The following is a 25,004-nucleotide window of genomic DNA, read 5'->3' as shown; positions in this document are numbered from 1 at the left end:
TGAATTAACGTCATGTAAGCATTTGCTTACATGACGTGCTGCTGTTCTCCCATATGCGTGGATTGGATCCACGGCTAATCTACATTTCATGGACGTCGCGCAGGAAGCGCAAAGCAACAACACGGACACGTAGGATTCTGCCAGGGTGGCGGAGTGAAATGGATGTCAGGGAAACAGTCTGCAAAGCCCCGCTTCGGCGGGGTTTTCTTTTGCCTTCAAAAAAGTGCTCAGACCAAAGGGTCGAGCGGCGGCCTTACCTCGCGTTCCATCACCTCTTCCAGCAATGTCTGCAACAGCGCCAAAGGTGCCTGCTGACGTTGCACATCGCGACAGACCAAGCCCACTTTCAGCGGCACCCGGGGTTCGCTCAGCGGTTTCCACAGCAGATCCTGATCGTCGTATTCCTTTTGCGAACGCCCGGGCAGCACCGTCGCCAGTTTGGTGTGCGGCAGACTGTCGAGAATCCCCACCATATTGTTCAGCTCGGCTTGCACCTGCGGGCGGCGCCCCAAGGCTGTCAGTTGCGCCTGCCAGATCTGGCGGATCTGAAACTCTTCGCCCAACAGCAACATTGGCAACTCAGCGGCCTGGCGCATCGAGACCTTCTTGAATTCGCGCAACGGATGATCTGCCGGAATCACCAGCGTCAGTTCATCTTCGTACAACATCACACCGTGCAGGCCCGGTTGGCGCGGCGGTAGATAACTGATGCCGATGTCCAGCGACCCGTTGAGCAGGCGGCGCTCGATCTCAAGTCCAGTCAATTCATAAATCTGCACCACCAGATGCGGCTGCGCCTTGCGCACCCGTTCGAGCATTTGCGGCACCAGACTGGTATGCACCGTTTGCAGCACGCCGATCGCCAGCGTGCGCAGGGCCTGGCCCTTGAAATTGCCCAGCGCCTCGCGCGCTCGTTGCAAACCGTCGAGCAGTGGCAAGGCGTGGTTATACAAAGTGTGCGCGGCGAGGGTTGGCAGCAGACGTTTGCTGCTGCGTTCGAACAGGGTGACGTCGAGGTTCTGTTCAAGTTGGCGGATCTGCTGCGACAGCGCCGGTTGTGAGATCGACAGGCGTTCCGCAGCCCGACCGACATGCCCTTCTTCGTAGACCGCGACGAAATAACGCAGTTGTTTGATATCCATAAGTAATGCTTATCGAAAATGCTGGGAAATCGAAATGGCCCGGAGCCGTCAGTACGCCTAGTCTAACCGCATTCACAAGGCTTACAGGGCCAGAAAGCGCGATGAATAGCGTTCGCTTCGACAGTGTTTGCATAGGCAGTTCAAAAAACCTCGAACGAGGTGTTTTTCCATGAACCTGTTCAGTTTGCGGCGCCAGACGCCGAGTCTTGATGACCTCGCCTTCGAGGCCAATCCCGCTGAAAACAGCGAAAATCTCAGCGCCGAACGGTTGATGCCCAGCGTCGAACGGCCACAGCAGGTGTTCGTCCGCGGGCAAGGCTCATGGCTGTGGGACAGCAGCGACCGTGCGTACCTCGACTTTTCCCAGGCCGGTGGCGCCAACAGCCTCGGTCACAGTCCTTCAGCGCTGGTGAAAGCCATCAGCAGTCAGGCGCAGGCGCTGATCAATCCCGGTTTTAATCTGCACAATCGCGGCATGCTCAGCCTCGCGGAGCGTCTGTGCGCCAGCACCTCCAGCGATCAGGCGTACTTGCTCAACAGTGGCAGCGAAGCCTGTGAAGCGGCGATCAAACTGGCGCGCAAATGGGGCCAACTGCATCGCGGCGGCGCCTCGCGGATCATCGTCGCGAAGCAGGGTTGTCATGGCCGCAGCCTGGCGACGATTTCCGCCTCGGACAGTTGCAACCTGCACAACCGCTTTGCGCCGTTGCTGCCGGGTTTCGATCTGGTGCCGTTCAATGACTTGCCGGCGCTGCACGCCGCAGTCGACGCGCAAACCGTGGCGATCATGCTCGAGCCGATCCAAAGTGATGCCGGGGTTGTTCCGGCCACCGAGCATTACCTCAAAGGTGTCGAACGACTCTGTCGTGAACTGGGCATTCTGCTGATCCTCGACGAAGTGCAAACCGGCATCGGCCGTTGCGGCACTTTGCTCGCCGAACAATCCTACGGCGTGCGCGCCGATATCGTCGTGCTCGGTAAAGGGCTTGGTGGCGGTGTGCCGTTGGCGGCGCTGCTGGCGCGGGGCAAGGCGTGTTGTTTCGAGGCGGGTGAACTCGGCGGCACCCACCATGGCAATGCGCTGATGACAGCCGCCGGGCTGGTGGTGCTCGACAGTGTGCATGACCGCAGTTTCCTCCAGCAGGTCAACGAGAACGGCCAGCACCTGCGCGAAGGTCTGGCCCGATTGGCACACCGCTACGATCATGGCGAACTGCGCGGCCAAGGCCTGTTCTACGGACTGACCCTGTCAGACGATTGCGCCGACGCCGTAGTCCACGCCGCCCTGCACGAAGGCCTGCTGCTCAACGCCCCGCAAGCCAACTGCCTGCGCTTCACCCCGGCCCTCTCTGTGAGCAAAACCAACATCGACGAAATGCTCCTGCGCCTGGGCCGCGCCTTCTCGCGAGTGCACACCGCCCAACTGCAATGCCGCAAAGGGATTGCCGTCTGAACTGAAGTTTCCTACCCGAATTAAAGAACCGTCTCGCGGTATAACGCACGCCCCACGCCTGATTCTTTTGGCGTGGGGCGTTTTTTTTCGGTGGTGGCGATGAAATGGCAGTTGCACTGAACCCTGACGAACGGCGCGGGTCGATTAGCTTGTATGGCTCAAGTGAGCCAACCCCCATTCAGGAGCTGCCCCATGGATTTCATTCGGATCATCATCGCTATTCTGTTGCCGCCACTGGGTGTGTTTCTGCAGGTCGGGTTCGGCGGGGCGTTCTGGTTGAACATTCTGCTGACGTTGTGCGGGTATATTCCGGGGATCGTGCATGCGGTGTATATCATCGCCAAGCGCTGATTTCTGCGGCGCTCGATAAATCGCCTTCGCGAGCAAGCCCGCTCCCACATTGGAATGCATTTCAAATGTGGGAGCGGGCTTGCTCGCGAATGGGGCGACGCGGTTTTGAATGTGACGCGGTGATCAGTCTGCTAAGCCCATCACCCGCCGATAAAACTTCCATTCCTGTTCCAACGCATGCGCCTGATTGGCGGCGCGGCGGAAGCCGTGGCGTTCGTCGGGGTAGTAATGCGCTTCGACCGGGACGCCGTTCTGCTCCAGCGCCGTGACCATGTCGCGGGTTTGTTGCGGGACAACCACGGCATCCAGTTCACCCTGAAAGAAAATCACCGGCACGCGGATGTTGTTTGCGTGCAGCAACGGCGTGCGGGCGGCGTAGCGTTCGGCATCTTGCTCGGGATCGCCGATCAGCCAGTCCAGATAATCCCCTTCGAACTTGTGTGTCGCCCGAGCCAACGCCACCGGGTCGCTGACCCCGTAAAGGCTGGCGCCAGCGCGGAAGACCTGCTTGAACGCCAGCGCACACAACGTGGTGTAACCACCTGCGCTGCCACCACGAATGAACGCCCGTTCCCCGTCGATCAAGCCTTGTTCGGCAAGATACGCAACGACCGCACAAGCATCCTCGACATCCACCTCGCCCCAACTCAAGTGCAACGCCTGACGGTATTCCCGGCCATAACCGCTACTACCGCGATAGTTGAGATCGGCAACGGCGAAGCCGCGGTGCGTCCAGTACTGGATTCGCGGGTCGAGCATCGGATAGCAGGCCGATGTCGGGCCACCGTGGATGAACACCATCAGCGGCGGTTTCGTCTCGCCGCTCATGGCTGGATAGAAGAACCCATGCGCCTCGCCCGAACCGCTCGGATAACGCAACGTTTGCGGGCGGCTGATGCGCTCGGCGGGCAGGGGCGCCACGCCACCGGCCAGCACTTTCACTTCACGTGAAGCTCGATCAATGGCGATGACCGCCGCAGGGCTGATCGGCGAGGCAGCGATGCAGTAGAGGTTTTGTGCATCCAGCGCCAGATGACGGAAGCGACTGTAGTCGCCTGTGAAATCTTCATCGCCGAGGATCAGACGGCCGAAACCACCTTCGGTCCAACTGGCTAAAAAAGAACCCTCGACAGGCAACCAAGTGCAGCCGCCCAATTGCCAAGGCGCCGGTGCATGATCGGCCGGCGCTGCGGACAAAGGCTCCAAACCATCGGAAGTCTCAGCCCACGGTTGCCAGAATCCACCGCGATCGGTCAGGCAATACAGCCGACCTTCAGTATCAAATCGTGGTTGTTGAATGGACTCTTCAACCTCACCGCCAGCAACACATCGTGGCGAACCGAATGCGCCGTCAGCCAAGCGTTCAGCCACCATCAACCGCGTCGATGTCCATGGCTGATGCGGCCGGCTCCATTCGATCCACGCTAAACGCTGACCATCCGGGCTGATAGTTGGCGCAGCATAGAAATCCGCGCCCTCAGCCAACAAATGCCGCGCGCCGTCCGCCAAATCAATCGCCACCAGCCGATGCTGATCACGCTGTTCTTCAACCGCCAGAACCTGGCCATTGGCAAAATGCAAATCGCCATAACGACACTCACCCGACGTCAGCGCCTCGGGCGCTCCATCCAGCGTTTGCCGATACAACTGCTGATCTGCCTCCGCGACGAAAACCACCCCTTCCGGCGTCAGACAAAACGCGCCACCGCCATATTCGTACACCCGACTGCGCACGCTGAAGCCGTTCGGCGTCAGACATTTCGCCACGCCATCACGCCAATGCCAGATCCGGCAGGCGGCATCTTCCGGGCGATATTCATTCCAGAACAATCCATTGGCACCGAGCTGCAGCTCGGTGAAATCCATGCCGGCGGCGACGGCTTGCGAGGCGCTGAAAGGCTCAGCCCTTGGCGATGAGGCGCGAGTTTCGTTCATTGCGAAAGGCCAGTTGTTCGATGGTTTGAGTGGCGGTCTCGGCTTCTTCGCGGGCCTTGAGGATCACGCCGTGATGTTCGGATTTGCTGCACACCGGGTCAGCATTGCTCGCATCACCGGTGAGCATGAACGCCTGGCAGCGGCAGCCGCCGAAGTCTTTTTCTTTCTCGTCGCAGGAGCGGCACGGCTCGGGCATCCAGTCGTAACCGCGAAAGCGGTTGAAGCCGAACGAGTCGTACCAGATGTGCTGCATGCTGTAATCGCGCACATTGGGAAATTGCACTGGCATCTGCCGGGCGCCGTGGCAGGGCAGGGCGGTGCCGTCCGGCGTGACCGTCAGAAAGATGCTGCCCCAGCCGTTCATGCAGGCTTTCGGGCGTTCTTCGTAGTAATCCGGGGTGACGAAAATCAGCTTGCACGGATGCCCTTCGGCTTCCAGTTTCGCGCGGTATTCGTTGGTGACGCGTTCCGCGCGCACCAGTTGCTCTTTGGTCGGCAACAAGCCGACACGATTGAGCTGCGCCCAACCATAAAACTGGCAGGTGGCGAGCTCGACGAAGTCGGCCTCCAGCGCAATGCACAGCTCGATGATGCGGTCGATCTTGTCGATGTTGTGCCGATGGGTGACGAAGTTCAGCACCATCGGATAGCCGTGGGCCTTCACCGCACGGGCCATCTCCAGCTTCTGCGCGAAGGCTTTTTTCGAGCCGGCGAGGAGGTTGTTCACTTGCTCGTCGCTGGCCTGAAAACTGATCTGGATGTGATCGAGGCCGGCCTTCTTGAAGTCGCTGATTTTCTGCTCGGTCAGGCCAATGCCGGAGGTGATCAGGTTGGTGTAGAAACCCAACTGCCGCGCTTCATGAATCAGCTCGGCGAGATCCTGACGCACCAGCGGCTCGCCACCGGAAAAGCCCAGTTGCGCCGCGCCCATCTCCCGCGCCTCGCGGAAGACCTTGATCCACTGTTCTGTGGTCAGCTCTTTGCCCTGCTCGGCAAAATCCAGTGGATTGGAGCAGTACGGGCATTGCAGCGGGCAGCGGTAGGTCAGCTCGGCGAGCAGCCACAGCGGCAGGCCGATTTCAGGCTTGGGCGGCAGATCAGGCAAGTTCGATCCAGTGCTGTGCACGGGCAACCTCCATGAATTGCTCGATGTCGTCACCGAGCTCGGGCACGCCGGGGAACTGCTCATCGAGTTGGGCGATGATCGCCGCGACGTCGCGTTCGCCGTCAATCAAACCGCCGATCAGTGCAGCAGTTTCGTTGAGCTTGATCATGCCTTCCGGGTACAGCAGCACATGGCCTTTCTGCGCCGGTTCGTACTGGAAACGGTAGCCGGGGCGCCAGCTCGGGACTTTGCTGCGGTCGAAACTCATAAGGTGATTCCTTTATGCCAGACGCGTTGTTCGGTCACGCTGTGGTACGGCGGGCGGTTCAGTTCGTAGGCCATGCTCATGGCATCGAGCATGCTCCAAAGAATGTCCAGTTTGAACTGGAGAATTTCCAGCATGCGCTCCTGGCCTTCGCGCGTCTTGTAGTGCTCGAGCGTGATCGCCAGACCGTGCTCGACATCGCGCCGGGCCTGACCGAGGCGGGTGCGGAAGTATTCGTAACCGGCCGGGTCGATCCACGGGTAATGCTGCGGCCAGCTGTCGAGGCGCGATTGGTGGATCTGCGGCGCGAACAGTTCGGTCAGTGAGCTGCTGGCGGCTTCCTGCCAATTGGCGCGGCGGGCGAAGTTGACGTAGGCATCGACGGCGAACCGTACGCCGGGCAGCACCAGCTCCTGAGAGCGCAGTTGATCCGGGTCGAGACCGACCGCTTGACCGAGTCGCAGCCACGCTTCGATGCCGCCGTCTTCACCGGGGGCGCCGTCGTGGTCGAGCAGGCGCTGAATCCACTCGCGGCGGATTTCGCGGTCCGGGCAGTTGGCGAGGATCGCCGCGTCTTTCAGAGGGATGTTCACCTGATAGTAGAAGCGGTTGGCGACCCAGCCCTGGATCTGTTCGCGAGTGGCGCGGCCTTCATACATCGCCACGTGGTACGGGTGGTAGATGTGGTAGTAAGCGCCTTTGGCGCGCAGGGCCGCTTCGAATTCGGCGGGGGACAGCGGGGTGTCAGTCATTGCGGTTCTCCGGGGAACAACCGTTGGAATCCTGGGTGTCTGTTCGGACGCCTTCGCGAGCAAGCCCGCTCCCACATTGGATCTGTGGCGTACACAAAACCCCTGTGGGAGCGGGCTTGCTCGCGAAGAGGCCGGTCGCTACAACACAATACTCATGCCGTCATACGCCACTTCAACATTACGCCGCGCTAGTTCCGCCCGCTCCGGCGAATCCTCGTCGAGAATCGGGTTGGTGTTGTTGATGTGGATAAGCACCTTGCGCTGTTCAGGCAGTTGCTCCAGTACTTCGAGCATGCCGCCAGGCCCGTTCTGTGCCAGATGGCCCATCTCGCGTCCGGTGCGGGTGCCGACGCCACGACGCTGCATTTCATCGTCATCCCACATCGTGCCGTCGACCAACAGGCAATCGCTGCTCGCCATGATTTCCAGCAACGGCGCATCGACCTTGCCCAGGCCTGGCGCATAGAACAGCTTGCCGCCGGTGTTCAGGTCTTCAACGATCAAACCGATGTTGTCGCCCGGGTGCGGGTCGAAGCGGTGCGGCGAGTACGGCGGCGCGGCGCTGCGCAATGGCAGCGGGGTGAAACGCAGGTTCGGGCAGGCGGCCACGGTGAAGCTCTGGTCGAGTTCGATGCGGTTCCAGTCCAGCCCGCCGTTCCAGTGGGTGAGCATCTTGAACAGCGGAAAACCGGTGCTGAGGTCTTCGTGAACCATGTCCGTGCACCAGACCTGATGCGGGCAGCCTTCGCGCAGGCTGAGCAGACCGGTGGTGTGGTCGATCTGGCTGTCCATCAGAATGATCGCGCTGATGCCGGTGTCACGCAGGGCGCGGCCCGGTTGCATCGGGGCGAAGCTTTGCAGCTGCGCGCGGATGTCCGGCGAGGCGTTGCACAGCACCCAGTTCACGCCGTCATCGGAAATCGCGATGGACGATTGGGTGCGGGCCTTGGCATTCAGGCTGCCGTCGCGAAAGCCTGCGCAATTGACGCAGTTGCAATTCCACTGCGGAAAACCGCCACCAGCGGCCGAACCCAGAATCTGGACGAACATGAACACTCCATCATTTCAACGCGGAAAATAAAACGCCCCGGCGAGCCGAGGCGTTGCACTGCAGTTCTATGTAAGCAGAACTCAGCGGCTGGCGAAGTACATGGTGACTTCGAAGCCGATACGCAGGTCGGTGTAAGCAGGTTTTGTCCAGGACATGGTGTGTCTCCTCGGGGTGGGTGGGATAGCGCTGTCCATAGGTATAGTCCACGGCAGCGCAAAGATGTTCCAAATAGTTAGGCTGCTATGTTACTCAAAATGTCACCGGGTTTGCCCGTGAATCTTTGAGAAAGCTCCTTGCAGCCTTGGTAATGATCACTTTGTCGCTTGCCATGCGGTTTGCGGCGCCGGATCGCTGGCGAGGCAGAGCCAGCCACCTTCTGCGTTGATCACACGCTGTGCAGCTGCGAGCAATGTCTGGCGGTCGAGTTGGCCGATTGCGCTGATCAATTGCTCAAGATAATCCGACGAGTGGCCCGCGAGCCTGGCCTGCCACAGCAGTTCGGCGGCATCTCTGCTGGCCAGTGTGGCGTCACCGAATTGATCCGCGAGATTTTGCCGTTGCTGGCTGAGACTGGCTTCATCAAGTTGTTCGATCAGCGCGGGAATTCCGATGTGAAACTGTTGAATGTGCTTGAGCAACTCCGCAGGTTTGGCACTTGGCGATTGCACACCGAACAGCAGGGCGGTCTGACCCTGAATCTGGCGAAGCGCAATGAACACGGCGTAGCCCAATTGCAACTCGACGCGCAAACGCTGATAGAACGGTGTCTGACACAGCTGCGCGAGCATTCGCCATGCAGCTTCGTCGGCGATATCGCGATTGGTGGTTGGGCAGAACAGCAACAAGGCGTGTTCACTGGAGGCGGTATCGATGTGGCTCCAGTGCTTGTGCGCGGTGATCGCCGCCGGCGCTGGCAACTGATTGTCCGGGGTCCCGGGAATACGACTCAGGGCCAGGCCCATGGCCGATTGCGTCTGCTGATCAAGACCCAGAGCGAGGCCGTCCCAGCGTGAAGTTGTCCACAGGTGCTTGGCATCGTCCTCGGTTTTGGCTGACTCGAGTGAATGTTCCGGCAACGCTTCAAGCAGTTGGCGGATGGGTATCAGCGGCGTTTGCGCCTTGCCACGAGCGGAATCGACGTCTACCTGTGTCAGACATTTCAGCGCGTGTTCGAGGATGCCGGGCATCGACTCCTGAAGACCGTTGAGCCTCAGCAGCCATTGATTGCCTGTGGCGCTGAAATACAAGTCGACCCCGGCTTCGCGTGCATCCTGCTGAGTTTGCCAAAGACTGCGTTGCAACCTTGAGAGCAGGTCGGCGCTGGCTGCAGCCTCCACCTGCCAACGGAGATAAACCGCGCCTTGATCGTCGCCGTCCGGCAACGCCTGGCTGAACTGCATCGGCGAGCGCTCGCGGCGCCCACGTGAGCGATCCTGGGCAAATGTGCGCAAGCCTCGGTGGGCGCTGGTTTGACCACGAATCAGGCCGGCGTTGGCCAGTGGTTCGCTGGACCGCAGGAAAGCGTTGGCGGCGGGCAGATGCCAGTGCTCGCTGAAGTTATCCACAATGCCGATTTCTTTGAGGATCTGTTGCAGCGCTGTCACGCCAGCCTCGGACAAAGCCATTTCGCCTCGTTCGCTGTCGAGCCGCGCCAATTGCAGTGCGCTGCTGACTCGCTGCTGACGTTGAAGCAGGGCTGCGTATTCCTCGCGCAGGGGTGTCCAATCCTGCCGAGCAAAGAAGCTCAACCAATCGATCAGGCGTTCGCCAATGACAGTCAACGATTCGCATGGCGCGCTGAATTGCAGATGCAGCAATGCTTGCCCGGCAAAGTGATAAAGCGGCGCAGCGGTTAACCCGTCAGCCAGTTTTTGCTGCTGCAAATACGCCAGTAACCCGCCGGGTTTGGCGCTGTTCAGCCAGTGGCAAAGAAACGCCAACGCCTCGACCGAAGACTCAGGTAAGGCATCAAACGCAAACAACAGATTGCCGTGTCGCTCGCCGACCTGTTGATAACTTTTCACCGTCAATGGCAGAGGTTCGGCCTGCGCAACGTTATTCGAAATGGGTAAAGCCGCTGCAAACTGCTCCGCCAGCGCTTTCAATTGTTCAACACTCTGTGGCCCGACCAGACTCAAGCTCATTTGCCCGGTCTGGTAAAACTGCCGGTGGAAATCTTTCAACGCCTGTTGAAACGCTGGCCGTTCAACCTGAAGGCTGTCCCGATTCCCTGCATGAAACCCGCGCAACGGATGCTCTGCCGGCAATCCTTCGAACAAGGCAAATTGCTGTTGCGCCGCAGGATCTTGCGACCAGGCGATAAATTCTGCCTGCAACACTTCCCGTTCCCGCAACTGATCGTCCGGTTTCATACGTGGCTGGGCGAGCATGTCTGACAGACGCTCCAGCCCAGCGCTGAACGCTTTGGTCGGCAACTCAAAGAAATAATCAGTGGTACGTTCCCGGGTGCTGGCGTTCACCTGGCCACCGTGACCTTGCACGTAGGCCATCAGCCCTTCGCCCGCAGGAAAACGCTCGGTGCCGAGAAACAGCAGATGCTCAAGGAAATGCGCCAGCCCCGGCCACGCCAGCGGCACGTCATGGCTACCGGCAGCCACGCGCAATGCGGCGGCGCTGCGCTTCAAGCCGGGCACATGACGCAGGGTCACGCGCAAGCCGTTGGCCAGGGTTTCAGTGTGGGGGCGGGGGTGAGTCGGCGCAGGCATGGGCACTTCCAGAACAGTGAAGTGCCAATGCTAGCGGATTAGCGCTGGTTCAGCGCGGCGTAAAGCTCGGGGCGACGATCGCTGAGGTAGCGATTGGCTGCGCGCGAGTCGAGCATCAACTGCCGATCAAGCTCGCCGATGATTAACGCTTCGTCGAGTCCGGCCTGGGCGATGCGACTACCATTCGGCGCGGCGAGGCTGCTTTGCCCGCAATAATGGATGTCGCCTTCGTGGCCGCAATAGTTGGCGTAGGCCACGTAGCACTGGTTTTCGAAGGCGCGCGAACGCACGGTGACGTCGGCGACGAAATCGAACGGGATCATGTTCGCGGTCGGCACCAGAATCAGCTCAGCGCCGGCGAGTGCCAGACGCCGGGTGTTTTCCGGAAATTCCAGGTCGTAGCAGATCAGGAAACCTAGCTTCCAGCCATTGAGTTCGACGATGGGAAAATCGTCATTGCCGGGGCTGAACATCGAGCGATCCAGATCACCAAACAGATGCGTTTTACGGTAATTGCACAGGCGCTCACCGTGCGAATCGATCAACTGCACGGCGTTGTAGATCTGACCGTCAGCGGTGCGTTCCGGATACCCGTAAACAATCGCCAGCCCCGCCGCCTTGGCGATCCGGCCGATCTGCTGCGCCCATTCTCCGTTGTAGACCTCAGCCAGCGTGCTGACCGCCTCGGCCCCGATGTTGTAGCCGGTCATGAACATCTCCGGCAGCACCAGCAAGTCCGCACCCTTGGCCTCCATCGCCAGTTGATGCAGGCGTTGCAGGTTGGCGGCGGGGTCCAGTGGCAGCGGTGGACATTGGTAAAGGGCTACACGCATCAGGGATTCCTCTTACTCGGGCAGGGCGATAGGGCCGATGTCTTTGAACACATCACCTGGGCCGGGGTTCGCTTTATGTGTCGAACCGCCGAAATGCTTCATGATCCCCCACACCGCGTTTAGCGAGGTTTGTACCGCGCCTTCGACCCATGCTGGCGTCCACGAAACGTCGTCGCCAGCGATGAAAATTCCGCGTTGCTCGGCGGGCATGTCGTCCTGCATGAAGTGCGCGTACATGCGCTGGTTGTAGCGGTAGTGGCCGGGCAGTGCGCCTTTGAACGCACCGAGGAAATACGGATCGGCTTCCCAGGAAACGGTGATCGGATCGCCAATGATCCGTGCGGCGATGTCGACTTTCGGGTAGATCTTTTTCAACGCGTTCAGCGCCAGTTCAACGCGTTTTTCCACCGGGTGCGGGAGCATCTTCAAGGCGTCGCTCATCCACGAGTACGACAGGCAGATCACGCCCGGTTTGTCGTCTCCGTTGTCGAACAGATAGGTGCCACGGGTCAGGCGATCGGTGAGGGTCATGCTCATCAAATCGCGGCCGGTCTCCGGGTCCTTGTCCTTCCAGAACGGCCGGTCGACCATCACGAAAGTCTTCGAAGATTGCATGTAGCGAGTGCGATCAAGCGCCATCCACATCTTCTGCGAGAACAGGGTTTCGTCGCACTCGATCTGCGTGGTCAGCAGCCAGCTCTGGCAAGTGGTGAGCACAGCAGCGTATTCGCGGGTGTCGCCGTTGTTGTCGGTGACGGCGAAACGGCCATCCGGCGCATGAGCGATTTTCTTCACGCCGGAGCGCGGCGCGCCACGGTGCAGGGATTTCAGACTGGTGCCTGCTGGCCAGTGTACGCAACGCTCCGGTACGTGACGCCAGATACCTTGCGGTACTCGTTCAACGCCACCGACCACCAGGTGCTGGTGATCGTCGCAGTTGGTCATCACCACGCGGAAGATTTCCAGCATTGAGTTAGGGAAATCCGAGTCCCAGCCGCCGGTACCGAAACCGACCTGACCGAACACTTCGCGGTGATGGAACGACAGTTTGGCGAAGGCTTCCGAGGTGGCGACGAAGTCATAGAACGTGCGGTCATCCCACAGCGGCACCAAGGTGTTCCACAACTCTTTCAGGCGCGGCACATCACGTTCACGGATGGCTTGCTGGATATCGGCGAACTGCGAGCCGGCTTCCAGTGCATCCGCCCAGGCGTCAGCCACTTCCTGAAACAGCGCAGGAAGATCCGCCAGTTTCTGTGCGTAATGGGTTTTGCCTTCCAGGTCGATCACGGTGCTGCCAGAGGCTGGCGTCAGCGGGTTCGGGAAAGGTTTGGTCTCAAGGCCGAGCTTGTCGACGTAGTGATAGAACGCCGTGGAAGAGACCGGGAAGCGCATGCCACCGAGTTCAGCGACGATGCCATCAGTGCCGTTGAACGCTTGCGAGCGCAGCCGACCACCAAGCTTCGACGCCTCATAAACCACCGGTTTCAGGCCAAGCTTCATCAGCTCGTAAGCGGCCACCAGACCGGCAATGCCTGCCCCGACAATCGCCACTTCGGCGCCGTGATTATGTTCAGGAATACTGCCGAGGCCAGCCGGGTGTTCGATCCAGTCGTCGAACGCGAACGGAAAGTCCGGGCCGAAAATGGTGACTGGTTTCTTACCGTCTGCAGGATGGCGATTGTTCTTGTTCATGGCTGACCTTGCTGGCGACCCGACGCGGGATGCGCGTCTGAGTATAGGAAAAGATGCCAGCCATTCTAGGGAGCGTAGAGCACGTTAATAAGACGCAAAGTGTCGTCGTTTTGCCAATAAGCTGATCAATATGACGAATGCTGCCTGCACACCGACCAAAATGTGGGAGCGCGCTTGCTCGCGAAAGCGTCGGATCAGTCGACATCGTTATTGCTGACAAATCGCCTTCGCGAGCAAGCCCGCTCCCACAGTGGATTTGTGCTTGGCGCAGATTTTGTGAGCAACCCGGTTAAATGTGGGAGTGGGCTTGCTCACGAAGGCATTCATTCAGTCGCTATCAGTAGTAGCTGGTCTACCGCCTTCGCGAGCAAGCCCGCTCCCACAGTGGATTTGTGCTTGGCGCAGATTTTGTGAGCAACCCGGTTAAATGTGGGAGTGGGCTTGCTCACGAAGGCATTCATTCAGTCGCTATCAGTAGTAGCTGGTCTACCGCCTTCGCGAGCAAGCCCGCTCCCACAGTGGATTTGTGCTTGGCGCAGATTTTGTGAGCAACCCGGTTAAATGTGGGAGTGGGCTTGCTCACGAAGGCATTCATTCAGTCGCTATCAGTAGTAGCTGGTCTACCGCCTTCGCGAGCAAGCCCGCTCCCACAGTGGATTTGTGCTTGGCGCAGATTTTGTGAGCAACCCGGTTAAATGTGGGAGTGGGCTTGCTCACGAAGGCATTCATTCAGTCGCTATCAGTAGTAGCTGGTCTACCGCCTTCGCGAGCAAGCCCGCTCCCACAGTGGATTTGTGCTTGGCGCAGATTTTGTGAGCAACCCGTTTAAATGTGGGAGCCGGGCTTGCCCGCGAAGAGGCCTTATCAGCCAACCGAAATGATATGGCCAACACTTAAACCGGCTGCCCCCGATCAATCTTGCTACTCAAAATAATCGAGGTTGTCGTCTTCTCCACCCCATCCACGCTACCAATCTGATCCAGTAACTGATCGAGCTGCTCCGGCGAATCCGTACGCAACCACGCCACATAATCAAACTCGCCACTCACCGCACACAACTGCTGCACCTGCGCCATCGCACTCAACCGGCGCACCACCTCTTTGCCGGAGCGTGGCTGCACCTTGATCCCGACGTAAGCCTGCAAGCCGCCATCGACCACGCGCTGACCCAGACGTACGCCGTAACCGGTGATGACCTTGGCCTTTTCCAGACGCGCCAATCGTGAGGTCACGGTGGTGCGCGCAATGCCTAATTGCCGGGCAAGCATGGCGACGCTTTCGCGGGCGTTCATTTGCAGGGCGGCGATTAGCTGACGGTCGATTTCATCGAGTGCGGGCGGGCGGGTGTCTGGCAAGGGGCGGCTCCATGGGGGTGGTGAGTTACGCATGTTACAAGACTACCAAGTTGACACGACGCTGATCCTTGTCAAAGATGTGGGCAAGAGCGTGAAATCTGCTGCCTTGCAGGGCTTCAGCAGACGTAGGTACCTCAACGATGCTGCTAAGTCGGTGTAAGGTGAGACCTCTTATCCAATTTCCTGAGGATGCAGATATCAGGATTTGAATACCCGTGGGGCAGCCTTAATGCTGCCCTTTGTGTTTGCCTGCGTAAGGGGCGGGCACTATCATCGCCACGTCAGCACTGACCGGAACCTTGGTAGCAAGGCGTGTTGATTTCGGTGGCGCAAGTCACTCCCAGCCAGTGAGCGGGATATGCGGGTAGCCGTGAAAGAACAAGCCGATAGAGATTTACAGAAAGCCCTGATGCGAAAGCGTCGGGGCTTTCTGCTTTCCAGTGCTTCCAAAAGTTAAAAGGCTGAAGGAGAAAAATGGTGTCAGTTGCGCGGTTTCGGATAACTGATGTTTTTTGACGTTTACCGATCGACTGCCCAAGAAAAAGCCGCGCATTTAGCGCGGCTTTCAATTTGGTGGGCCCACACGGACTTGAACCGTGGACCAAAGGATTATGAGTCCTCTGCTCTAACCAACTGAGCTATAGGCCCTCAGTAGGTCGCGGATTATAGCGACGGTTTCTCGGCTGTGCTATCCGAATAATCCGATACGGTTACACGAAGAAACGTTGCCGCGAATTCTTCCGGTGGCAGCGGCAGGCTGACGATGTAGCCCTGGATCTGTTCGCAGCCTTCGGCGGCGAGGAATTGTTGCTGTGCCTGGGTTTCCACACCCTCGGCGATGACGGTGAATTGCATGCTGCGGCCCAGTGCGATGATGGCGCGGACAATCGCCGCATCGTGGGGGTCGTCGGGCAGTCCACGGACGAAAGACTGGTCGATCTTGAGGATGTCCAGCGGCAGGCGTTTGAGATAGCTGAGTGAGGAATAGCCGGTGCCGAAGTCGTCGATCGCCAGTTGCACGCCGAGGTGTTTGAGTTGGTGCAGCACGGCCAGCGCCTCTTCGGCCTGACTCATGATGAAATTCTCGGTAATTTCCAGTTGCAGTAAATCCGGCATCAGGCCGTTGTCGTTGAGCAGTTGTTCGATGCGGCCAAGCAGGTTCGGCTGACGCAATTGTGCGCCGGCGAGGTTCACCGACAGAGGACCGAGGCTGTCATAGACTTGGTTCCATTCGAACATCTGTCGGCACGCGGTCTCCAGCACCCAGTCGCCGATCTGCAGAATCATGCCGTTCTCTTCGGCGAGCGGGATGAAGTGCTCTGGCGGTACTTCACCGAAGGTCGGGTGCCGCCAGCGGATCAGTGCTTCAGCGCCGACCAGACGGTGGTCGTCGAGGCTGATTTTTGGCTGGTAGTAGAGGTGCAACTCATCGCGCTCGATGGCTCGGCGCAGTTCGTGCTCCAGCGCCACGCGCTCACTGGCTTGGGCGGTGAGGTCGCGGGTATAGCTCTCGACGCGGTTGCGGCCCTTGGCTTTGGAGCGGTACATCGCCGCGTCGGCGTTTTTCACCAGCGTCGCGACGTCGCAACCGTCACGTGGGTACAGGCTGGTGCCGATGCTGGCGCTGATGAAGAACTCATGCTCACCGGCCTGGAACGGCGCGCCGAAGCAGTTGAGCAGCTTGGTGGCGATGTTGTCGGCGTCGCTGGCCTGCTGCAGGCCGGGCAGCAGGATGATGAATTCATCGCCGCCCAGTCGCGCCACGGTATCGATGTCGCGCAGTTGCTCTTTGAGGCGCACGGCGATGCCCTTGAGCAGCAGGTCGCCGACCGGGTGACCGAGGCTGTCGTTGATGTGTTTGAAGCGATCAAGATCGAGGAACAGCACAGCGCCCTGACCACCGTTTTCCTGCTGATTGTTCAGTGCCATGAGCAGACGACTTTCGAACAGCGTGCGGTTCGGCAGGCCGGTCAGTGGGTCGTGGTGTGCCTGATAGTCGAGCTTGGCCTGCGCATGCTTGAGGCTGGAGATGTCGGCGAACACGGCGACAAAGTGGGTAATGAATTTGTCGCGGTTACGCACGGCGCTGATGGTCAGCCAGCTCGGGTACAACTCGCCGTTCTTGCGTCGGTTGGAAATTTCGCCTTGCCAATGCCCCTCGTCGGTCAACTGATGCCACATCGCCGCGTAGAACGCGCTGTCATGCAGGCCGGAGGCGAGCAGGCGCGGCGTGTGGCCGAGCGCCTCGCTTTCGCTGTAGCCGGTGATCTCGGTGAAGGCCCGATTGACCGCGCTGATGTGCTGCTGGGTGTCGGTGATCAAAACACCTTCGGCGGTGCTCTCGAATACGGTTGCCGCCTGCTGCAATTTTTCCTGCATCAGATGGCGTTCGGTAATGTCCCGGGCGATGGTCAGCATGCAGTCTTCTTCGCCGATTGGCAGAGGTCGGCTGGAGACTTCGCAAAGGCGGATCAGCCCATCGCTGCGGCGGATATGGCAGGTGAAGTCGCGTACAAAACCGTCACGATGCAGCAGATCGAGCATCTGTTTGCGTTCGTTGAGATTGACCCAAATGCCCAGATCCAGCGCCGAGCGATCCACCGACATCGCGCTGTTGAAACCGGTGATGCGGCTGAAGCCTTCGTTGACCTCCAGCAGCAGGCCATCGCTCTGGCGTGACAACAGCAAGCCATCGGGCGAGGCATGAAACGCCTTGGCGAACTTCTCTTCCGAGGTTTGCAGTTGCTGCTGGGTTTCCTTGAGCTGAGTAATGTCGCGCACCACGACCACCAGTGCCGGAGTGGTGTCGAGGTCGAACGGCTCGGCGGAAATCAGGCCGGTAAATACTTGGCCGTTGTTGCGGCGAAAGGGCATTTCCAGGTTGCGAATGCTGCCGGCCTGCAAGCGCTGCAACAGTCCCGGACCGACCCCGGGAATGCCCCAGATATTCAGGTCGGTGGCGGTCTGGCCAATGACTTCTTCGGCCTTCAGTCCGATCTGTTCCTCAAACGCTTCGTTGACCTCCAGCAAACAGCCATCGGACAGCCGCGCGATTACCAGAATGTCCGGGCATTGCTGGAATACCGAAGCAAATTTCTGCTCGGACAGGCGCAAAGCCTCTTCGGTGCGTTTGGTCTCACTGATGTCGATCATCAAGCCGCGCATCACCGGCTCATGACCGTGTTCGATCAGGCTGACAATGTCGCGCACCCACAGGCAGCGCCCATCGGCGGTGATTACCCGATAATCGAGCGTGTGATCGCGACCCTCACGTACGGCGTCATCACAGATGGCCTGAGCTCGGGTCAGATCTGCCGGATGAATGATATTTCGCCAGAACCCCGGGATCAGCCAGTGCGATTGTGGATAACCGAGCAGATCTTCGGCGTGCGGCGACACATAGCTGTAGGTGAAGTCGCTCATCCGCGCTTCCCAGGCGATGGCCGACAGGCTCTCCACCAGCCCGCGATAGTGGTACTCGCTGCTACGCAATTCCTGTTCGAGGTCGATGCGCCGGGCGATTTCCGAACTCAGGCGCCGGTTGATGCGGATCACCACGGCCAGCACGATCACCAGCAGCAGCAAGCCGGGCAGGCCGTAAACCAATAGATCTGACCAGAATGTCCGATGATCGAGGACGTTGCCGACCCAGTGCTCCTGAATGCTGCTGATTTCGTCCGGACTCATGTCGGCCAGGACTTTATCCAGAATGCCCACCAGCATTTTGTTGTCACGGGGTACGGCCATCGCCAGTTGATAGCGATAGGGGGTTTCGCCGCTGACGTACAAACCGTCGAGTTTGAGCTGGCGCAGGCTCCAGACGCTGGAAGCGAGGTCGCCGACCACCGCGTCGACCTCGTCGGTGGCCAAGGCCTGCAAGGCGGAACTGACATTGGGCATGGCCACCAGATTCAGATCCGGGTGGTGCGTGCGCAAAAGCTCATGCGGCGCGTAGTTTTCCACCACGGCGATTTTCAGACCGTAGAGGTCTTCGAGTTTGCGCGGCTGCGCGCCTCCGACGTGGGCGAGGATGACAATCGGGAAGTCGAGGTACGGTCGGGTGAATGACAGGTAGGTCTGGCGTTCCGGGGTCGACATGATCCCTGGCAACAGATCGATCTTGCCTTGTTTGACCTGCTCCAGCACCTCTGTCCAGCTCACGGGTTCGATGGGCGTGAGTTTGATCGCGAGGCGTTGCCGAATAACGTCGATATAGTCGGCTGCCAGTCCTTGGTAGCGGTTTTGGTCGTCGCGAAACTCGAACGGCGGCCACGACGCGTCCACACCAAGGTGCAAATCCGGGTGAGCCGCCAGCCAGCTACGTTCTTCATCGGTCAGAGTCAGCGCGTCAGCCGTTGCGGTCCAGATCATCAGTGACAGCAAAAAAAGCACGGACGCCAGTCTGGGCATAACGCTCTCGTTATGGCTCGGGGATGATTGTTTCGAGTGTAGACGGGGTATGCGGGGGAGGGGGGGTGCGAGGAATTTAATCTGCCATATAAACAAAACCCCCGGCCTGGGCCGGGGGTTCTGGTATCACTCGTCGAGGAAGGAGCGCAGATGCTCGCTTCGCGTCGGGTGGCGCAGCTTGCGCAGCGCCTTGGCTTCGATCTGACGGATCCGCTCACGCGTTACGTCAAACTGTTTGCCCACTTCTTCGAGTGTATGGTCGGTGTTCATGTCGATACCGAAGCGCATGCGCAGTACTTTGGCTTCACGGGCAGTGAGGCCGGACAGTACTTCGCGAGTCGCTTCTTTCAGGCTCTCAACAGTGGCGACATCGATTGGCGACTGCATGGTCGAGTCTTCGATGAAGTCACCCAGATGGGAGTCTTCGTCATCACCGATCGGCGTTTCCATGGAGATCGGCTCTTTAGCGATCTTCAATACCTTGCGGATCTTGTCCTCAGGCATTTCCATGCGTTCGCCCAGCTCTTCCGGGGTCGGTTCGCGACCCATTTCCTGCAACATCTGCCGGGAAATACGGTTGAGCTTGTTGATCGTCTCGATCATGTGCACCGGAATACGGATGGTGCGTGCCTGGTCGGCGATCGAGCGAGTGATCGCCTGACGGATCCACCAGGTGGCATAAGTCGAGAACTTGTAACCACGACGGTATTCGAACTTGTCCACCGCTTTCATCAGACCGATGTTGCCTTCCTGGATCAGATCGAGGAATTGCAGGCCGCGGTTGGTGTACTTCTTGGCGATCGAGATCACCAGACGCAAGTTGGCTTCAACCATCTCTTTCTTCGCGCGGCGGGCCTTGGCCTCACCGATCGACATGCGACGGTTGATGTCCTTGATTTCAGCGATGGTCAGACCGGTCTCGGTTTCCAGCGCAATCAGTTTCTGCTGGCAACGAATGATGTCCGGCTGAACGCGACCGATGGCTTCGGCGTACTTGCTCTTGCCTTTGGCCAGGCTGTCGGACCAGCTTTCGTCGACTTCATTGCCCGGGAACTGACGCAGGAAATCGGCGCGTGGCATACGTGCATCACGTACACACAGTTGCATGATCGCGCGCTCTTGCTGACGCAGACGATCCAGGGCACCGCGAACACGCTCGACCAAACCTTCGAATTGCTTCGGTACCAGTTTGATCGGCATGAACAGCTCGGCCAGAGCCAGCAATTCGGCAATCGCTGCCTTATTGCTGCGACCGTGCTTTTTCAGCGCCTTGCGGGTGACTTCCATCTGATCAGCCACGGCGCCAAAGCGCTGTGCAGCAATGACCGGATCCGGACCGCTTTCGGCTTCTTCTTCGTCATCGGAAGATTCAGCTTCTTCGTCGTCGGTTTCGTCGTCGGCTTTCGCGACTTTCGCTTCGACTGGCGGCGGCACTTCAGCAGGCGGCGCAATGCCGTCGTCCGGGTCGATATAACCGCTCAGGACGTCGGACAGGCGACCACCTTCGGTGGTGACGCGGGTGTACTCGGAGAGAATGTGGTCAACCGTGCCAGGGAAGTGCGCGATTGCGCCCATCACTTCACGAATGCCCTCTTCGATCCGCTTGGCGATTTCGATTTCGCCTTCACGAGTCAGAAGCTCGACCGTACCCATTTCACGCATGTACATGCGCACTGGGTCAGTGGTGCGACCGATATCGGTCTCCACCGCTGCCAACGCAGCGGCTGCTTCTTCCGCAGCGGCCTCGTCGGTATCGGCGTCGGCCAACATAAGGGCGTCCGCATCCGGAGCACTCTCGTGTACGGGGATCCCCATGTCGTTAATCATGCGGATGATGTCTTCCACCTGCTCTGGATCTGAAATATCCTCGGGCAGGTGGTCGTTGACCTCGGCGTAAGTCAGATACTTCTGCTCACGACCCAGTTTGATCAACTCAATAATACGAGACTGCTGTTGCGCTTTTCCGGACATAACACCCTATCCACTGAAGGTCTTGGCGGGCAAAAAACAAGCCGAGGATTATACCTGAGCTATGACCTCACGCGCCAGTTGAGGTCGGGTTTGATGCGGAAACATTGCGACTTAGAAGGTCGCGCAGTTGATTTTTCTCTTCGAGACTCAGTTCGCCTTGACGCGCTTTCCTGAGTAACTGTTCAAGATTTCGCTCGCGTTGGCGGGCTGACAAGCTAGTAATGGTGTCGAAAAACTGTTGTTCAAGGTTATCTCCGTCAATCAACCATTCCTTTTCTGCCAGTGCCTTGAGCAAGCGACCCTGTTCAGTGCCGTGCCATCGCGCGATCAACTGAAATGAGTTTAGCTTGGGATTCTTCTGTACGGCTTCGAGCAGCGCCACAAGTAGCTGGGCGTTGGTCTGATTTTCGTCGGCAATGTGCCCGGCATCTTCGACGCGCTCGGCCAATTGCGGGTGATGAAGCAGTGTGCGCAGGGCGGTCAGGGTCGGCGACTCGACGCCAATCGGCGTGCGCGGGCGTTGCTGATCGCGATCACCGCCACGCTTGCCGTTCTTGTCCCAGGGCTTCTTGTCCCATTTCTTGCCGCCGGCACCGGGTTTCTTCGGCGTCCATTCCTGCTGCGGCACATACATGTCCTGTGCCTGCGGCTGATGGTAGTCGCTGTAGTCCGGCATTGCGTCGTAATTGATGCCCGGATCGTAGGCCGGCGGCGCTTCCTGCGGCGCGCTTTGCGCCAACTGACTGACGGTTTCGCTGCTCAGGCCGGTGATTTCGGTCAGGCGCTGACGCATCAGGATGCGCAGGTTGGCACCTGGCACCTTGTCGATCAGCGGTGCGGCGAGGGTGGCCATGTGGGCCTTGCCTTCGAGCGAGCGCGGATCGGCTTCCTCGGTCAATTGCTGGAAGAAATAGTCGGCCAGCGGCTGCGCGTGCTGATTGATCCGCGCCTTGAACGCGTCAGTGCCTTCGGCGCGAACCAAGGTGTCCGGATCTTCGCCTTCTGGCAGAAACAGAAAGCGCGCACGACGGCCGTCCTGCAGGCTCGACAGCGTTGCTTCGAGTGCGCGCCAGGCGGCATTACGGCCAGCCTGGTCACCGTCGAAGCAGAACAGCACGTTCGGTACGACGCGGAACAGGCGCTTCAAATGTTCTTCGCTGGTCGCAGTGCCCAGCGTCGCGACGGCATTCTTCAGGCCTTGCTGGGCGAGAGCGATGACGTCCATGTAGCCTTCGACGACGATGATTTCGTCGAGGTTGCGGTTGTTCTTGCGTGCTTCATAAAGACCGTAGAGTTCCTGGCCTTTGTGGAATACCGGGGTTTCCGGGGAGTTCAGGTACTTGGGCTTGTCGTCGCCGAGTACGCGACCACCGAAGGCGATGATGCGGCCACGGGTGTCGCGGATCGGGAACATCACGCGATCGCGGAAGCGGTCATAGCGTTTGCCGGTTTCGGCGTTCTCGATCAGCAGGCCGGCGTCGATCATGGCTTTTTGCTGAAGCGTGTCGCTGCTCAAGTGCTTGAACAGGTTGTCCCAGCCCGGCGGCGCGAAGCCAAGGCCGAAATCCCGGGCGATCTCACCGGTCAGGCCGCGGCCCTTGAGGTAGTCCACCGCAGCTTTGCGCGATGGATGGCTCTTGAGCGCCTGCTTGTAAAAGTCGGCAGCGGCGGTGAGCAACGGGTACAGCGGCGAATCGGTCGGCTGGCGCGGTTTGTGCGCGCGGCCGCTTTCTTCGCGGGGAATTTCCATGCCGGCGGCTTTCGCCAGATCCTCGACCGCCTGGGGGAAATCCAGGTTGTCGTGATCCATGAGAAAGCCGAGGGCATTACCGCCGGCGCCGCAGCCGAAGCAGTAATAGAACTGCTTGTCGGGGCTGACGCTGAAGGATGGAGTTTTCTCTTTGTGAAACGGGCAACAGGCGGTGTAGTTCTTGCCGGCCTTCTTCAATTGCACGCGCGAGCTGACCACGTCGACGATGTCGGTGCGGTTCAGCAGGTCGTCAATGAAGCTCTGGGGAATTAGCCCGGCCATGGCATTCTCGTCGTCTGCGCTGCAATAAGTCCGATGCGTAAGGCTGGCGGGCACGGGTCGTTGTTTGAAGCGCGCAAAAGGTGCGGCTCGACCGGTGTCGTCTGCGTAATCGCTGTCGGGAAGTGTATCTGCCGAAAATTCACTGACGTTAGTACCCATCAGTTTTCGACTATTTGAAAGTGTTGCGCTGAATCCGCTGGCGGCCGGTAAAGGGCCTCGGATAGCTCAATAAAGCGGGCACGCATGCAGGTGCCTTGGGCTGATCGTCGTAAGAGGAATCAGTGGGTGTGCTCGTCAGTAGCCTTGAAAGGCTCGTCAGAAAAGACGTGCACCGCTGGCAAAAGAGCCAGGTCTGACGTTTGAAGCAGATTTGTCTCGGTCGCGTGTGCGGCTTCGACATTGAAGCATCAAGCGTTTTACGCAAATGCCATTAGCCCGGCTCAGAGCCGGGCTTAGGCAAGAAGCTTGCTACGAACGTCTGTGTATTAGTACAGACGAACGGCGCGGCGCTGTTCGCGCTGAACTTTCTTGGCGTGACGCTTAACAGCGGCTGCTGCTTTGCGCTTACGCTCAGAAGTTGGCTTCTCGTAAAATTCGCGGCTACGAACTTCAGCCAGTACACCGGCTTTTTCGCAGGAGCGCTTGAAACGACGCAGAGCTACGTCGAAGGGTTCGTTCTCTTTAACTTTGACGGCTGGCATCCAGAGCTACCTTCATTCATTACCGGGGTCAACATCCTCGCGGCAAAAGAGCACTTGAAGACGTCGGTTTTTAAGGGTTGCGGATGTTAACCCCTCATCGCTCGGAATGCAAAGCCTCTGATCGAAAACCGCTGGTCGGGGCATCCCGCGACGACTATTATGCGCGCCTTCGAATTCAGCCTAAACAAGGCGCAAACCCATGCTAGTACTGGGATTAGAAACCTCCTGCGACGAAACCGGCGTCGCATTATATGACAGTGAACGCGGCCTGCTGGCTGACGCACTGTTCAGCCAGATCGACCTGCACCGCGCCTATGGCGGTGTGGTGCCGGAACTCGCCTCGCGTGACCACGTCAAGCGCATGCTGCCCTTGATTCGTCAGGTGTTGGCCGAGGCAGGCTGCGTGCCGACCGAGATCGATGCAATCGCCTATACCGCGGGTCCTGGCCTGGTTGGCGCGCTGTTGGTCGGTGCTTCCTGCGCCCAGGCGCTGGCGTTTGCCTGGGGCATTCCGGCGCTTGGCGTGCACCACATGGAAGGGCATTTGCTCGCGCCGATGCTGGAGCCAGAACCGCCGGAATTCCCGTTCGTCGCTTTGTTGGTCTCCGGCGGTCATACGCAGCTGGTTCAGGTCGATGGCATCGGCCAATACAGCCTGCTCGGCGAGACGCTCGACGACGCTGCCGGTGAAGCATTCGACAAAACCGCGAAAATGATGGGCCTCAATTATCCGGGTGGGCCGGAAATCGCCAAGTTGGCGGAGCAGGGCGTCGCAGGACGTTTCACCTTTCCGCGTCCGATGTGCGATCGCCCGGGTCTGCAATTCAGCTTCAGTGGTCTGAAAACCTCTGCGCTCAACGCCTGGCAGCAGTGCGTCAGCGCCGGGGACGACAACGAGCAAGCCCGTTGCGACATCGCGCTGGCGTTCCAGCAGGCCGTGGTGGAGACTTTGACCATCAAGTGCAAGCGTGCCCTGAAACAGGCGGGCATGAAGCGTCTGGTGATCGCTGGCGGCGTCAGTGCCAACAAGGCCTTGCGCGTTTCGCTGGAGAAAATGCTCGGCGACATGAAGGGCGATGTGTTTTATGCCCGTCCTGAATTCTGCACCGACAACGGCGCGATGATCGCGTTTGCCGGTTGCCAGCGTTTGCAGGCCGGTCAGCAGGAAAGCCTGGCGATCAGCGTGCAGGCACGTTGGCCGATGGAGCAGTTGTCGGCGTTGTGATG

The 25,004-nt window shown here is 59.2% G+C and carries 18 protein-coding genes and 1 tRNA gene; 3 read left to right on the top strand and 16 right to left on the bottom strand.

Features of this window, described 5'->3' with window-relative positions; all coding sequences use genetic code 11:
- Window positions 1-227: 227 nt before the first annotated feature.
- On the bottom strand, window positions 228-1,142 hold the full coding sequence (locus C2E19_RS27070; protein WP_129395783.1) for a LysR family transcriptional regulator: 915 nt from the start codon (window positions 1,140-1,142) through the stop codon (window positions 228-230).
- 169 nt (window positions 1,143-1,311) lie between these two features.
- On the opposite strand from C2E19_RS27070, the gene C2E19_RS27065 reads away from it, so the two are divergent.
- Window positions 1,312-2,595, top strand: coding sequence for an aspartate aminotransferase family protein (locus C2E19_RS27065; RefSeq protein ID WP_129395782.1), 1,284 nt, complete (start codon window positions 1,312-1,314; stop codon window positions 2,593-2,595).
- A gap of 192 nt (window positions 2,596-2,787) precedes the next feature.
- Window positions 2,788-2,946 carry a YqaE/Pmp3 family membrane protein gene (locus C2E19_RS27060; protein WP_003228885.1) on the top strand — a complete coding sequence of 53 codons (159 nt, stop codon included), beginning with the start codon at window positions 2,788-2,790 and terminating at the stop codon, window positions 2,944-2,946.
- 123 nt (window positions 2,947-3,069) lie between these two features.
- Here the strand turns inward: C2E19_RS27060 and C2E19_RS27055 are convergent, their stop codons facing one another.
- From C2E19_RS27055 to rpsU, 15 genes are all read right to left on the bottom strand, one after another.
- Complete coding sequence (locus tag C2E19_RS27055; protein ID WP_129395781.1) at window positions 3,070-4,881, bottom strand: S9 family peptidase; 1,812 nt, start codon at window positions 4,879-4,881, stop codon at window positions 3,070-3,072.
- The gene (pqqE, locus tag C2E19_RS27050) at window positions 4,847-5,986 is read right to left on the bottom strand and encodes a pyrroloquinoline quinone biosynthesis protein PqqE (RefSeq protein WP_174823984.1); all 1,140 of its coding nucleotides are present in this window, start codon (window positions 5,984-5,986) and stop codon (window positions 4,847-4,849) included. The genes C2E19_RS27055 and pqqE overlap by 35 nt, the downstream gene beginning before the upstream one ends.
- On the bottom strand, window positions 5,979-6,254 hold the full coding sequence (gene pqqD / locus C2E19_RS27045; protein ID WP_129395779.1) for a pyrroloquinoline quinone biosynthesis peptide chaperone PqqD: 276 nt from the start codon (window positions 6,252-6,254) through the stop codon (window positions 5,979-5,981). The genes pqqE and pqqD overlap by 8 nt, the downstream gene beginning before the upstream one ends.
- Entirely contained in the window at window positions 6,251-7,003 is a 753-nt protein-coding gene (pqqC, locus tag C2E19_RS27040) for a pyrroloquinoline-quinone synthase PqqC (RefSeq protein WP_129395778.1), read from the bottom strand. The genes pqqD and pqqC overlap by 4 nt, the downstream gene beginning before the upstream one ends.
- Before the next feature lie 138 nt (window positions 7,004-7,141).
- The gene (gene pqqB, locus C2E19_RS27035; protein WP_129395777.1) at window positions 7,142-8,053 is read right to left on the bottom strand and encodes a pyrroloquinoline quinone biosynthesis protein PqqB; all 912 of its coding nucleotides are present in this window, start codon (window positions 8,051-8,053) and stop codon (window positions 7,142-7,144) included.
- Window positions 8,054-8,134: 81 nt separating this feature from the next.
- Window positions 8,135-8,209: a pyrroloquinoline quinone precursor peptide PqqA gene (pqqA, locus tag C2E19_RS27030; RefSeq protein ID WP_003422658.1), complete on the bottom strand. Its 75-nt coding sequence runs from the start codon at window positions 8,207-8,209 to the stop codon at window positions 8,135-8,137.
- A 156-nt stretch (window positions 8,210-8,365) separates the two neighbouring features.
- Window positions 8,366-10,780, bottom strand: a complete 2,415-nt coding sequence (gene pqqF / locus C2E19_RS27025; protein ID WP_129395776.1) for a pyrroloquinoline quinone biosynthesis protein PqqF — start codon at window positions 10,778-10,780, stop codon at window positions 8,366-8,368.
- 38 nt (window positions 10,781-10,818) lie between these two features.
- Window positions 10,819-11,613: a carbon-nitrogen hydrolase family protein gene (locus C2E19_RS27020; protein ID WP_129395775.1), complete on the bottom strand. Its 795-nt coding sequence runs from the start codon at window positions 11,611-11,613 to the stop codon at window positions 10,819-10,821.
- A gap of 12 nt (window positions 11,614-11,625) precedes the next feature.
- On the bottom strand, window positions 11,626-13,308 hold the full coding sequence (locus tag C2E19_RS27015; RefSeq protein WP_129395774.1) for an NAD(P)/FAD-dependent oxidoreductase: 1,683 nt from the start codon (window positions 13,306-13,308) through the stop codon (window positions 11,626-11,628).
- A gap of 893 nt (window positions 13,309-14,201) precedes the next feature.
- A complete protein-coding gene (locus C2E19_RS27010; RefSeq protein ID WP_129395773.1) occupies window positions 14,202-14,663 on the bottom strand; it encodes an Lrp/AsnC family transcriptional regulator in 462 nt (153 codons plus the stop codon).
- 571 nt (window positions 14,664-15,234) lie between these two features.
- Window positions 15,235-15,311, bottom strand: a tRNA-Ile gene (locus C2E19_RS27005).
- A 15-nt stretch (window positions 15,312-15,326) separates the two neighbouring features.
- Window positions 15,327-19,073, bottom strand: a complete 3,747-nt coding sequence (locus C2E19_RS27000; protein WP_129395772.1) for a bifunctional diguanylate cyclase/phosphodiesterase — start codon at window positions 19,071-19,073, stop codon at window positions 15,327-15,329.
- A gap of 126 nt (window positions 19,074-19,199) precedes the next feature.
- Entirely contained in the window at window positions 19,200-21,044 is a 1,845-nt protein-coding gene (gene rpoD, locus C2E19_RS26995) for an RNA polymerase sigma factor RpoD (protein WP_129395771.1), read from the bottom strand.
- 67 nt (window positions 21,045-21,111) lie between these two features.
- Window positions 21,112-23,076, bottom strand: a complete 1,965-nt coding sequence (gene dnaG / locus C2E19_RS26990; RefSeq protein WP_129395770.1) for a DNA primase — start codon at window positions 23,074-23,076, stop codon at window positions 21,112-21,114.
- Between the two features lie 485 nt (window positions 23,077-23,561).
- A complete protein-coding gene (rpsU, locus tag C2E19_RS26985; protein WP_002551877.1) occupies window positions 23,562-23,777 on the bottom strand; it encodes a 30S ribosomal protein S21 in 216 nt (71 codons plus the stop codon).
- 199 nt (window positions 23,778-23,976) lie between these two features.
- On the opposite strand from rpsU, the gene tsaD reads away from it, so the two are divergent.
- Window positions 23,977-25,002, top strand: coding sequence for a tRNA (adenosine(37)-N6)-threonylcarbamoyltransferase complex transferase subunit TsaD (gene tsaD, locus C2E19_RS26980; RefSeq protein ID WP_129395769.1), 1,026 nt, complete (start codon window positions 23,977-23,979; stop codon window positions 25,000-25,002).
- Window positions 25,003-25,004 lie beyond the last annotated feature (2 nt).

Source organism: Pseudomonas sp. DTU12.3 (assembly GCF_004124275.1).
GTDB classification, from domain to species: Bacteria; Pseudomonadota; Gammaproteobacteria; order Pseudomonadales; family Pseudomonadaceae; genus Aquipseudomonas; species Aquipseudomonas helmanticensis.
Note: the sequence above shows the minus strand (reverse complement) of the source record. Positions and strands in the feature narration are given on the sequence as shown.